General features: G+C 56.3%; 11 protein-coding genes. All 11 read left to right on the top strand.

The window, feature by feature from the left end; genetic code table 11:
- Positions 1–95 precede the first annotated feature (95 nt).
- The 11 genes from AO064_RS08695 (at position 96) to AO064_RS08645 (ending at position 12,636) form a co-directional block, all read left to right on the top strand.
- Positions 96–1,643, top strand: a complete 1,548-nt coding sequence (locus AO064_RS08695; RefSeq protein WP_064053042.1) for a sugar ABC transporter ATP-binding protein — start codon at positions 96–98, stop codon at positions 1,641–1,643.
- The gene (locus AO064_RS08690) at positions 1,640–2,602 is read left to right on the top strand and encodes an ABC transporter permease (protein ID WP_064053041.1); all 963 of its coding nucleotides are present in this window, start codon (positions 1,640–1,642) and stop codon (positions 2,600–2,602) included. The genes AO064_RS08695 and AO064_RS08690 overlap by 4 nt, the downstream gene beginning before the upstream one ends.
- A gap of 1 nt (position 2,603) precedes the next feature.
- Positions 2,604–3,656: an ABC transporter permease gene (locus AO064_RS08685; protein WP_064053040.1), complete on the top strand. Its 1,053-nt coding sequence runs from the start codon at positions 2,604–2,606 to the stop codon at positions 3,654–3,656.
- A gap of 46 nt (positions 3,657–3,702) precedes the next feature.
- The gene (locus tag AO064_RS08680) at positions 3,703–4,959 is read left to right on the top strand and encodes a sugar ABC transporter substrate-binding protein (RefSeq protein WP_208602897.1); all 1,257 of its coding nucleotides are present in this window, start codon (positions 3,703–3,705) and stop codon (positions 4,957–4,959) included.
- A gap of 114 nt (positions 4,960–5,073) precedes the next feature.
- A complete protein-coding gene (locus tag AO064_RS08675) occupies positions 5,074–5,856 on the top strand; it encodes an SDR family NAD(P)-dependent oxidoreductase (protein ID WP_064053038.1) in 783 nt (260 codons plus the stop codon).
- Positions 5,857–5,892: 36 nt separating this feature from the next.
- Positions 5,893–6,882: a quinone oxidoreductase family protein gene (locus tag AO064_RS08670; RefSeq protein WP_064053037.1), complete on the top strand. Its 990-nt coding sequence runs from the start codon at positions 5,893–5,895 to the stop codon at positions 6,880–6,882.
- Between the two features lie 43 nt (positions 6,883–6,925).
- A complete protein-coding gene (locus AO064_RS08665; RefSeq protein WP_064053036.1) occupies positions 6,926–7,675 on the top strand; it encodes an SDR family NAD(P)-dependent oxidoreductase in 750 nt (249 codons plus the stop codon).
- 40 nt (positions 7,676–7,715) lie between these two features.
- Entirely contained in the window at positions 7,716–8,465 is a 750-nt protein-coding gene (locus AO064_RS08660) for an SDR family NAD(P)-dependent oxidoreductase (RefSeq protein WP_064053035.1), read from the top strand.
- A 48-nt stretch (positions 8,466–8,513) separates the two neighbouring features.
- Positions 8,514–9,683, top strand: coding sequence for an ABC transporter substrate-binding protein (locus tag AO064_RS08655; RefSeq protein ID WP_064053034.1), 1,170 nt, complete (start codon positions 8,514–8,516; stop codon positions 9,681–9,683).
- Between the two features lie 77 nt (positions 9,684–9,760).
- A complete protein-coding gene (locus tag AO064_RS08650) occupies positions 9,761–10,636 on the top strand; it encodes a branched-chain amino acid ABC transporter permease (protein WP_064053033.1) in 876 nt (291 codons plus the stop codon).
- Positions 10,637–10,638: 2 nt separating this feature from the next.
- Entirely contained in the window at positions 10,639–12,636 is a 1,998-nt protein-coding gene (locus tag AO064_RS08645; protein WP_064053032.1) for a branched-chain amino acid ABC transporter ATP-binding protein/permease, read from the top strand.
- Position 12,637: the final 1 nt, after the last annotated feature.

Genomic DNA, 12,637 nt, shown 5'->3' with positions numbered 1-12,637 from the left:
CCATGATAATTGAATTGGTCGCTTTCGCCAGTGCCCAGTAACCTCAATTTCACCGAAAAGGTAATGGCGCCATACAAAAATAAAAGGAGCCCACCGTGTATTCGAATCCTGTTTCGCTTGCAGATCCCATTTTGAAAGTGAGCGACTTGCGCAAGTCTTATGGGCCGACGCACGCACTGAGCGGGGTCAGCTTTGATATCAACGCAGGGGAAGTTCATGCCTTGCTCGGTGAGAACGGTGCGGGCAAGTCGACCCTCGTCAAGATCCTCACCGGCGTAGTGTCTCCAAACAGTGGCAGCATGAATTTTGCCGGCGCGCAGTACTTGCCAAAGACGATTATGGAAGCACGCAAGGACGGGGTGACCACCGCTTTTCAAGAGCTCAGCTTGCTGCCCAATCTTACGGTTGCGGACAACCTGGCACTCCCGGTATTAGCCAAGAGCTGGCAAGGCCTGAACTCAAAATCCTTGAATCAAGAAGCAGCGCGTCTGACGCTGGCCACCTATGGCCTCAACGACATCAAGCCTGCGTCCCTCGTCAGTGAACTCTCCTTGGCGGATAAACAGCGACTAGAGATCGTGCGGGCGCTGAGTCATCACCCCGCATTGTTGATCCTTGATGAGCCAACTGCAGCTCTGCCTTCCACCGACTGGTTGTTTGATCTCATTCGCAAGGAAACCGCAAAAGGCACTGCTGTTCTGTACATCTCACATCGACTCAATGAGATCCGCGAGCTTTGCAGTCGCGCGACGATCTTACGCAGCGGTTGCAGCACCGGTACCGCTGACTTGCTGGACACGGATGACGCTAAGATTTTCGAAATGATGGTCGGTCAACGCATGGCGGCTGCGACAGTGAGGTCGATGCCTACCGAAAACCGAGTGATCCAGCAGCCTCGCCTCCACGTTGAGGGGTTGACCGCCGGTAAGGTCAAGGATCTCGGCTTTAAACTCTACCCAGGTGAGATCGTAGGTTTGGCAGGGTTGGACGGGCAGGGGCAGTGTGATTTGTTTCATGCGCTCTACGGCCTGATCCCCAAACATGCCAAGGCGATCGAGGTCGAAGGCAAAAGCGTTTCGATCGATTCACCGTCCGCTGCACTCGATGCTGGCATTCAGGTCGCGTTGCTGCCGGAAGAGCGCAAGACTCAAGGGATTTTCGGGGACTTGGCCGTTCGATCGAACATGGCTGTATCGGCGTTAAATCGCATTGGCCTGATGGGCTTCACCTCTCGAGGTAAGGAGCGTCAACTGGCCAGTGGCATCGCCAGCCAAGTCGATCTCCAAGACCGCTACCTGGATTTTCAAATTAAGGAACTGTCTGGTGGCAATCAGCAGAAAGCACTCTTGGGCAGGGTACTGCTTACGGGGGCAAAAACACTCTTGCTTTTCGATCCTACTCGAGGTGTCGACGTGGGTACCAAACAGGCCCTGTATCTAGCGATAGAGGACTTCGCAAGGCAGGGCGGAAGCGTTCTGTTGTACTCGTCCGAACTCGCAGAACTGGTGCGTTTGAGTCAGCGATGCCTCGTGATCTACGAGGGCCGAATCGCCGCGGAGCTCGAAGGTGAATCGATTGAAGAGACAGCACTTGTGGCGGCGGCGACGGGCAACCCGCGCCACCTAGAAGGAGCGGTCGCATGAAAAGTGTGGCTTCGACGCTGGCACCCATTGCCAAGAGCGGCGCAGGAATGGCGGCCATCTTGTATGTAGCACTCTACATAGCCTATGCCATTGTTGAAAAAAGCGCGTTGAGTGCTTACGCCTTCAATGACCTGCTTAACAACGCAGCGCCACTGGCCGTAGCAGCAGCCGGAGGTACCTTGATCGTTCTGATCAGAGGCTTTGACCTGTCTGTCGCCGGCGTAATCTCGCTGGTGAACGTAATGTTGGCAACCTTTCCCTTGGAAGGGCCAGGAGGCGCAGCTGCGAGCTTGGGTCTTTCATTGGTGATTGGATGCGCAGTCGGCCTGCTGAACGGCATTCTCGTCGCCTACGGTGGTTTTCAGGCCGTGGCCGTGACACTGGCAACGATGATCATGACGTTGGGGCTCTCACTGGTCGTGCTCGATGCGCCCGGTGGCCATGTTGCCGACTGGTTGAGCGAGAACCTCACGGACACCGTCGCCGGCTTCCCTGCTTCGGGTGTGGTGCTGGCGATTGTGGTCGCTCTATGGTTAATCGTCCGCCGCACGGACTTTGGAATCTCACTCTATGCCGTGGGCCAGGATGACCATGCTGCCGCGCTTTCTGGCATCAAAGTTCAGCGAACCCGCTGCCTCGCGTTTGTCATCGCTGGCGGACTATATGCCCTGGCCGGCTATATGCTTTCAGCCCAAACGGCCACCGGCAATCCCACCTCAGGTAACTCCCTTCTGCTGCTGACCTTCGCTGCGATCGCGCTGGGTGGAACCTCGTTCCGGGGCGGAGTAGGCGGCCTTACCGGAAGCATCATCGGCGCCGCCAGTTTGATGCTTCTGCAAAAGCTTTTGTTCTCGATGGGTGCCCAGTCCTTCTACATCGGATTGTTGCAAGGTCTGGTGATGATTCTGGCAGTCGGCCTGATGAACGCCGGTGATCGGTTCCGTATGAGGAGAGCTTGAGATGAACAGTGGAAGCATTGAATCGACTGAAGCTCTGCAGGTAACTGCCATGAATAAGGGGCTAACGGATACCCGAACATCCGCGCGGATATCCCGAGAGGCTCTCAACATCGGTGGCGTCTTTTTACTCTGCATCATTGCCCTGTTCGTGGCTCGCTGGGTAAATCCGAACGCCAGTTCTTCACAGCAGCTCGAAACTGTACTGATCCTAGGCGCGTTCCTCATCGTAGTCGCCTTCGGCCAAGGGTTGGTAGTGCTGATCGGAGGCTTGGATCTTTCCATCCCGTCGGTCATTACCCTTGGCGGCATTCTGACAACGGCCTGGGTAGGGGTTGATGGCGAAGAGTGGAAGCTGCTCATCGTGCTTGGGGTCTGTGCGGCGGTAGGTGCGTTAAATGGTTTAGGGGTAGCAGTGTTCAAGGTGCCGGCATTCATTATGACGTTAGCCATGGGCATCATCGTCTACAGCCTCAGCTTAGGGGCTACAGGGGGAGCACCCAGTGGCACGTCACCGGATCACCTGACTTGGCTGATGACTGCCCGCACCTTCGGCGTCCCGGTCATCATCACTTTCACACTCTTCGGTGCGGCAATCGCTTACATCCTCCAGGCACGCACCCGCTTTGGGACACGACTCTACGCCTTGGGCTCAAACCCGGTCGCTGCGCGTTTCGCTGGTTTGCACACCGTGCGGCTGACGGTCATGACGTATGCGCTGTGCGCGCTGCTGGCAGGTATTACCGGGATGCTCCTGGTGGGTTATTCCAACGGCGCGACGCTGCGCATGGGGGAGCCATTCTTGCTGCCCTCAGTCGCAGCCGTAGTGATCGGCGGCTCAGCGATTAGCGGAGGGAGAGGCAGTTTCCTCGGCACCCTGGCCGGTGCACTGCTGCTGACCGTACTCGACATGATCATTTCGAGTCTGGGTTTCTCCCAGGGATGGAGAACGATCATCTGCGGGGCAATCATTCTGTTCGCCATTCTGCTTCAGCACGAGGGGGCTATGGACTACTTGCGCTCAATACAACGCCGCAAGTCCAAAGCCATGGCCTAGATCCAAGCCGTTCATAGCAAACCAACAACAATAAAAGGGGCATGACATGACAAAAACAATGACGTCGCCGTCCTCAAGGTTCTCCAAGCGCATGTTTGCGACGCTGGCATGTACAGCGGCCGCCATGGGCGCGTTAGGAATATCCGGAGCCCACGCGGCTGAGGCTAAACCCAAGGATCACTATCTCATCTACCTGAGCGTCAGCTACAGCGGCAACGCCTGGCAGTCAGAAGCCGCGAACGTTGTAAAGGCGCTGGCGAAAACGCCGCCTTACGACAAGTTGGTCGAGCTGCGAGAGGTGATTTCGGGCACCGACGTCCAGGCACAGATATCGGCCTATGAAAGTATGATCGCAGCAGGCGCGGACGGCGTCATAAGCTTTCCCATCTCGCCCACAGCTTTGAATCGCACGATCAAACGGGGTTGCCAGCAAGGCACGTTGTTTTATATGTATGACGCCACCGTCACTGAGCCCTGTGCCTACAACGTCAGCTACATCACCGCAGGTTTTGGGGAAAACACGGCGCAGGCACTGGTGAATGAGCTCAATGGTAAAGGCAAGATTTTCTTGAGTCGCGGCATGTCGGGCAACTCGGTGGACAAGCGCCACTATGACGGGGCCATGAGTGTCTTCAAGCGCTATCCGGACATCAAGATCGTTGCTGAGTACTACAGCTTCTGGGATGACCGAACCACGCAGCAAGAAACCGCGAAAGCGCTGGCCGCGCACCCGGACGTCGATGGCATCTGGGCTCAGGCCGGCGAAAACGGAGCGCTCAAAGCGTTGCTCGCGGCCAATCACAAGCTGATCCCCATCACCGGCGAGAACTCAAACGGTTTCCGCTTGGGGCTCGCCAATCCCGACTATCAGGCGAAGGGGCTGCGAGGCGTTTCCTCCGGATCGCCACCCGCATCGGCAGGTCTGGCGTTCAAGCTGATGATGGAGCAATTGTTGGGTAAGCGCGAGATGAAGGAACACAACATCGAGTACGCCTTGCCATGGGTTCCCGCAGATAAGGTGAAAGTGTGCGACGGCGGTGTGGTCACACCGGCCTGCAACACCCTTCCGGCAGGCACAGTTCCAGATTCCTTTGTGACCGAAATTTTTAACCCGGTACTGCTCCCGGAGATCTCGCTGCAGTCAGCCACCGACGGGAAAGCCACTCCTGGCGCCACAATTCAGCCTCTTCCACAAGACGCGGCTCAAGCGGCGGGTAACGAGCCCGGCGTGAACTGTGCCAAATGCGAACCGGCGCCTGACCTCTACAAACTCACCAAGATCCAGGCGCTCGGCGCGCAATAAGAAGGTTAACCGGGATTGATAACGATCGGTGTGCAGGTCTTTCCCACTCCGATGATAGGGATCCCGGTTTCACTGAAATCTAATGGCGCCATACAAAAAGAAAAGGAGCCCACTGTGTATTCTGATATCAAACCTTTCGTAGCCCCAAGCTTCCGTCTCGACGGAAAAACAGCACTGATTACAGGCGCAGGCGGTGGTATCGGCGAGGGCATCGCGCTCACGTATGCCAGCGCAGGCGCTCATGTAATTCTCGTCGGTCGTGATCGCGACCCACTTGATCCGGTAGCCACCTATATCCGCTCCCAAGGCGGTCAAGCCACCGTATCGGTATGCGATGTCACCGATAGCGCTGCTATCCGCGCACTGATCGGTGAGCTTCCAGTGCTCGATATTCTGGTGAACAACGCAGGCACTAACTTCCCCGAGCCAATGGGCGAAGTCAGTGATGAACATCTGGATGGAATGCTTAATCTCAACGTCCGGGCTTGCTTTGTCACCGCGCAGGCCGCGGCGAAAAAAATGTTGAGCACGGAGAAGGAAGTTCCTGGTGTCGTGATCAACATCACCTCCCAGATGGGCCACATTGGCTCACCTAACCGCACGGTCTACTGCATGACCAAGCACGCGGTAGAAGGGCTCACCAAAGCGATGGCAATCGAGTTTGCCGACCGCGGGCTGCGTGTGAATAGCATCGCTCCCACCTTCGTCAACACGCCGCTCGTTCGCAGCATCGTCAACACCCCGGAGAAGATGCAGTTTCTTGTCTCCAAGATTCCATTGGGCCATATGGCGCAAGTCGAAGACATCGTCGGCGCTGCACTCTACTTGGCTAGCCCGGCAGCCAGCATGGTCACCGGTGCCAGTTTGAAAGTGGACGGTGGCTGGACTGCACAGTAATCACATATCGACGAATCCGAATAGCGAGGTACTGCAATGACCAGTTCTACAGGCGCATTGATTGTCGAAAAAACCGGCGGCCCCGAAGTGCTGCAATGGAAGGAAATTGAGCTTCCAGAGGTTGGTGATTCGGAAGTACAGATTCGCCAGGAAGCGATCGGCGTCGACTTCATAGATACCCAGTTGCGTTCTGGGCTCCTTCCGCTTCCAAAGCTGCCCAGCGGGATTGGCTTCGCCGCAGCAGGTGTGATCGAAAAGGTCGGCAAGTCGGTCAAAGGTTTTGCCGAAGGGGACAAGGTGGTTTACCACTTCCTGACGCCTGGTGCCTACGCCGAGCGTCGCAATGTCCCCGCTGATCGCGTATTCAAACTGCCCGATCAAGACCTTGATTCTGCAACTGCCGCTGGTGCGTTGTTTCGTGGACTCACGGCCTGGTATCTCGCCACGCGCTTGAAAGACATCAAGGCCGGTGATTGGGTGCTGGTGCATGCAGCTGCGGGTGGTGTTGGGCTGATTTTGACCCAGTGGCTTTCTCACCTTGGGGCCAATGTAATCGGTACCTGCGTGGGTGATGAGAAGGCCAATATCCTAGGAGAGTACGGCTGTGCTCATCCCATCAATATCGAAAAGCTCGATTTCCTTGATGAGACCAAGCGCCTGACTGATGGAAAGGGCGTCAGCGTCGTTTACGAGTCCATTGGCAAGGATACCTTTGAGAAATCGCTCGATTGCGTCCAACGATTTGGGCTGGTGGCTTCCTTCGGCTGGGCATCTGGCGACGTACCGCCCGTGGATCTGGCCTACCTGCGCAACAAGGGTTCGTTGTTTATCACGCGTCCCACCATCTCGCATTACGTGGCAGAGGCAACTGATTTCCAGCGCGGCGCAGCAGAGCTTTTCGAATTGGTGAAAACCGGTGCATTACGCATCCGCGTCGACAACGCCTACCCATTGAAGGAAGCGGCTACTGCGCACCAAGACCTAGCGTCCCGTAAAACCAGCGGCTCGGTGATTCTCACCGTATAACCGCGACGCTTTCTCCGCAAAACAAGAAGAAAGGGAGAACACCATGTTACTTAAAGGCAAGACCGCCATCATTACCGGTGCCGCCTCGCTGAAAGGAATCGGCTGGGCAACTGCTAAGTGTTTCGTCGAAAACGGTGCGCGTGTCGCGCTCTTAGATCTTGATCGGAGTGCTATCGATACCGCTGCCGCTGAACTTGGAAACGGCTGCATTGGGTTGCAGTGTGATGTTCGTTCTGCGGATGCCTGCCAGCGAGCTGTTGATGCCGTTATCGACGCTTTTGGTCATGTCGACATCTTGATCAACAACGCGGGCGTCAGCCAGCCTTTCAAGCTAATGGATAGCGCGCTCGAGGACTACGACCTCGTTATGGATGTCAGCCTGCGCGGAGCATTCAACATGTCTCGTGCCCTGGTTCCGCATCTGCGGGCCCAGCGCAGCGGTGCGATCGTGAACATGGGGTCAGTGGCGGCTCAGCGTGGTGGCGGCGTGCTCGGCGGCCCACATTACGCAGCGGCGAAGGGCGGGGCGCAAACATTGGCGAAAGCCATGGCGCGGGAGCTTGCCAGCGATGGCATCCGAGTCAATGCGATTGCTCCAGGCTTGGTCGACACCGAACTGTTGATTGGAAAGCTCACTGATGAGGGCCGCCAGGCTGCACTCAACGCCACGCCTCTGGGCCGTCTAGCCATACCCAAGGATATTGCTGACGCATGCCTGTTCCTCTCGTCCGACCTCTCAAGCTACGTCACCGGCGTGGTTCTGGACGTCAACGGCGGGCTTCACATCCATTAGGTTGACGCCGCCATTGCCGGCTTATAGGGGAGATACCGATATGTTGCTCAAGGATAAGGTCGCGGTTGTTACGGGTGCTGCATCACTCAATGGCATTGGATGGGCGATCGCCCGTCGATTTGCCGAAGAGGGAGCGAAGGTAGTGCTCCTCGATATCGCCGCTGACAAGCTCGAGATCGCCAAGGAAACCCTCGGGGATCCGCATCAGGGCTTCGTCTGTGATGTCCGACACCCTCAGGCCTGCAAGCGTGCTGTCGAGCAGATCATTGCCGCCTACGGACAGATCGATGTCCTGGTGAACAACGCAGGTGTCAGCCAGCCGCGTCGCCTGCTGGAGATTGATGACGAAGGTTACGACCTGGTTATGGATGTGAGCCTACGTGGTGCGTTCAACATGTCCCGAGCCGTCGTGCCTTACCTGCGCCAGGCGGGGCGCGGCAGCATTCTGTGCATGGGCTCAGTCTCAGCCCAACGCGGTGGCGGCATCATGGGCGGCGCCCACTATTCGGCGGCTAAGGGTGGCATTCAATCCTTGGCAAAGGCATTAGCCAGGGAGCTTGCTCCTGATGGCATCCGTGTGAATGCCGTCGCCCCTGGATTGATCGAGACCGATCTGATTGCCGGAAGACTCTCCGACGAAAATCGAAAACTTACGCTCACCGCCACGCCTTTGGGACGTATAGGGCAGCCCGTAGAAGTGGCCAATGCCTGTTTGTATCTCGCGTCGGATATGGCCAGTTATGTGACAGGAGTCGTATTGGATGTGAATGGAGGGATGCACATCCATTGACTGCACTCCCGCTTAACGATTTGAAAACAATAAAAACGGAGACAAATCATGAAATTGATCCTGCGCACGACGTTGGCTGTATCTGGGCTCCTGCTGGCCATGAGCTCCATGGCAGCTGACCCTATCAAGATTGGGGCACCAGGCCCCTACACGGGCGCATCTTCACCTATGGGCGTGTCCATGCGTGACGCCATGCGAATCGCGGTGAAGGAAATCAATGACAAAGGCGGCGTTTTAGGCCGGCCCTTGGAGCTTGTTGAACGAGATGACGAAGCCAAGAATGAGCGCGGCATCCAGGTAGCGCAGGAGCTGATCTACAACAATCAAATCGTGGCCGCTGTGGGTGTCATCAATACCGGTGTCATGCTTGCGAGTCAGCGCTTCTACCAAGAGTCTAAAATTCCTGTCATCACACCGGGGCCATCCGGCACTGAAGTGACGAAATCCTTTCTGCCGGACAGCTATATTTTCCGGGTTTCGCTTCCCGACCGCATCCAGGCTGAAATGATCGTCAAGGAGGCAATCGACACTCGAAAACTCACCAAGGTTGCGATCCTGGCCGACTCCACCAACTACGGCCAATTGGGGCGAGCGGATCTTGAGGCCGTGCTCAAAGAGAAAGGGATCGAGCCCGTCGCGGTCGAGAAATTCAACATCAAAGACGTCGACATGACACCTCAGCTGTTGCGCTCGCGCATGCGCGGTGCTCAGGCAATCCTGACTTATGGCATCGGCCCCGAACTAGCACAGATCGCCAACGGCATGGCCAAGCTTGGGTGGAAGGTACCCATGATCGGCAGTTGGACATTGTCGATGCCGAACTTTGCCGAAAACGCAGGTGCCAATGCCGAAGGCGTGCGCATGCCCCAGACCTTCATTCTCGACGGTGCGACAGACAAGCGCCTGGCCTTCATCGACAAGTATGAGAAGACCTATTCGGTCTCCAGAATTCCGGGCCCGGTCTGGGCGGCCCAAGGTTATGACTGCATCTACATCCTGGCAGCAGCCATTGAGCAGGCAGGCTCCACTGACGGCGCCAAGGTCAAGGAAGCACTGGAAGATCTGCAGAAACCGGTAGAGGGCCTGGTCATGACCTACGACAAACCTTTCTCCAAAACCGATCACGAGGCCTTCAAGTCTCCCGCCGTCGCGGTGATCGGTGAGATCCGGGATGGCCGGGTCGTTTATGCCTATGACGCCGACCGAAACAACCGCTAGTTCCCCAGCGCTGAAACTCGGGTAGTAGAAGACTCTGCTGCCACCTTTATCGACCCCGATTAGGGGAGGGCATATCAATGGACGAGCTACTTCTACAAGTACTGCTCAGCGGTATCTCCGTGGGCATGATTTACGCGGTCATTGCCTTTGGCTACCAACTTACGTTTGCGACGTCCACGACGCTTAACTTTGGTCAGGGCGAAGCTCTTGCGCTAGGGGCGCTTGTCGGTCTCACGCTTTATCCCTACGTCGGTTACTGGGTCGCCATTCCTCTGGTCATGTTGTTTGGCGCTTTGCAAGGCGTAGTGGTCGAGCGGATTGCGGTGCGTCCGGCGATGAAAATCAAATCTGAATTCGGCTGGATTATGTCGACGATCGCTTTGGCGATCATCTTCAAGAACGTGGCAGAAAACATCTGGGGCAAGGACGACATGAAGTTTCCTTCTCCCTTACCGGAATTGCCTTTGCAGATCGGCTCGGCGTTCGTGATGCCGATGGAGCTGCTGGTGGTAGCCGGCGCCATCCTGATGATGCTGGCGGTGGAGTTCTTCAATCGCAAGACCATTTTCGGCAAAGCAGTGGTTGCCACGAGTTCTGATCGGGATGCCGCAGGGTTGATGGGGATCAACACGGGCTCGGTCATTACATTCTCGTATGCACTGTCCTCGATGACCGCGGCATTTGCAGGAATTCTGGTAGCTCCGTTGACCCTCACTGGCGCAAGCATGGGGGTCGCATTAGGCCTCAAAGCCTTCGCGGTAGCCATTATCGGCGGCCTGACCTCCGGGTTCGGCGTCATCGTAGGCGGCATCATTCTGGGCGTCACGGAAACGGCAACAGGATTCTTCCTGTCGACCGGCTATAAGGACGTGCCTGGCCTGGTGCTGTTACTCATCGTGTTAATGATCAAGCCGGCCGGCATTTTCGGTAGGGCCGCCATCAAGAAGGTGTGAGTATGCGCAACGTCCAACTACTTGTTAGCTGCTTGCTTTTACTTGTAGCAGCGGTACTGCCCCTGGCATTCCCTAACCCCTATTACCTGCATCTGGTGGTGGTGATCGGTATCTATGCTGTATTGCTATTCGGCATGGACATCCTTGTTGGATATACCGGTGAAGTTTCCTTGGGGCATGCAGGGCTGTTTGCGGTCGGTGCTTATACCGCCGGTCTGATCGCCACAAAACTGGGCCTGCCTTTCTACGTTGCGGTTCCCGCAGCGATGGCCGTGACTGCAGTATTTGGTGGGATTCTGGCGTTTCCCGCATTAAGGGTCACCGGGCCCTATCTTGCGATGGTGACGCTCGCGTTCTCGACGATCATCCTGATTCTAATCAATGAAATGGCGTTCCTCACCAATGGCCCTCAAGGGTTACAGGTGCTCAAGCCCGTTTTTTTCGAGCACAGGCTGTCTTCGCAGGAGTTCTACTACGTAGTGCTGGCGGCGGTAGTATTGTCGTTCATTGCAGTGACACGCATCCTGCACTCACCTTTGGGACGTGCCTTTGCAGCCCTGAGAGGGAGTCCCATGGCGGCCGATTGCATGGGTGTCAACGTTTACCGTTATAAGGTGATAGCGTTTGTAATCAGCGCCACCTTCGCGGGGCTTGCGGGCAGTCTGTTCAGCTATTCGGAGGAATACATCGCGCCGAATGGCTTCGGCTTCGAGCTCAATGTGTTATTCCTCCTAGCGCTGATCCTCGGAGGGAAAAAGAGTCGTGTGGGTGCGCTGATCGGCGCTTCGGTGGTGGTACTACTGCCTAACTGGTTATCTGACCTTGCCCTGTTTCATTCACTGGTCGTAGGACTTGCGGTCATCGTTGCAATAACGGTGGGCTTCGGGATATTCCAAAAACGACTCACGCCCAGACAGATCGCTATACCGAGTCTCGCGCTCGTAGCGTTCGTAGTCTTTGCATTCAACATTGACGATATTACCGAACAGCGACTGACAATCTTTGGCTTAATGATGCTGGCCGTCATCTACTATCTGCCCAACGGGGTTATTGGCTTTTTGAAGGCGCCTTTCTCCAGGTTCAGCAAGGATCAGGCCTCGATCGTCAGTACAAACCGGCCGCGATCAGTGAACTTGTGGGATAAAGGCGCCGACCGGACGCCGAGCAATGAGCCGATCTTCCAAGCCGAAAGCATTGTCATGCAGTTCGGCGGGCTCAAAGCCCTCAATAGCGTGTGCTTGAGTGTGGCGCGCGGAAGCATTCACGGGTTGATTGGGCCCAATGGTTCAGGCAAGAGCACGATGATGAACGTGATTACGGGCATCTATGTGCCGACGGTAGGAGTGGCCCAGTTTGAAGGTCATTCGATCGTCGGGCGCTCTCCCTCCAAGATTGCGTTGGGTGGCATTGCCCGGACATTCCAGAACGTACAGCTCTTCGGCGAGATGAGTGTGCTGGAAAACGTGCTCGTTGCTTTTAACCATACGTTCCAGCGGGGCCTACCTTCTATCCTGCTCAACCTCCCTGGTTATCAAGCCGAACAGCTGCAAGCAAGGGAGAAGGCCCTCAATATCCTTGATTTCATTGGACTCAAAGCACTTCGCAGCGAGCAGGCCAGGAACCTTCCATACGGAAAGCAACGCCTGCTCGAGATTGGCCGAGCGCTCGCTTTGCAACCCAAGTTGCTGTTACTCGATGAGCCCGCGGCCGGGTTGACCGCTGCGGATATTGCCGAGCTCGTCCAGATCATCAAAAAGATCAAGGATCACGGCGTAACCGTGGTCTTGATCGAGCACCACATGGACATGGTGATGAGCATCTGCGACACAGTGACCGTGCTGGATTTCGGCCAGAAAATTGCCGAGGGCAAGCCAGCCGATGTTCAGTCTAATCCTCGGGTGATAGAGGCCTACCTCGGAGGAAGTGCCGCAGAAGCTGTCGTCCCAGCACCACAGGTAGAACGCATTTCACCACCCGTTCTTGTGCAGAAGGGGGCGTGAC

It is taken from the genome of Pseudomonas marginalis (genome assembly GCF_001645105.1).
Taxonomy (GTDB): Bacteria; Pseudomonadota; Gammaproteobacteria; order Pseudomonadales; family Pseudomonadaceae; genus Aquipseudomonas; species Aquipseudomonas petroselini.
The sequence above is the reverse complement of the archived record's forward strand: the minus strand, read 5'-3'. Positions and strand labels throughout refer to the sequence as shown.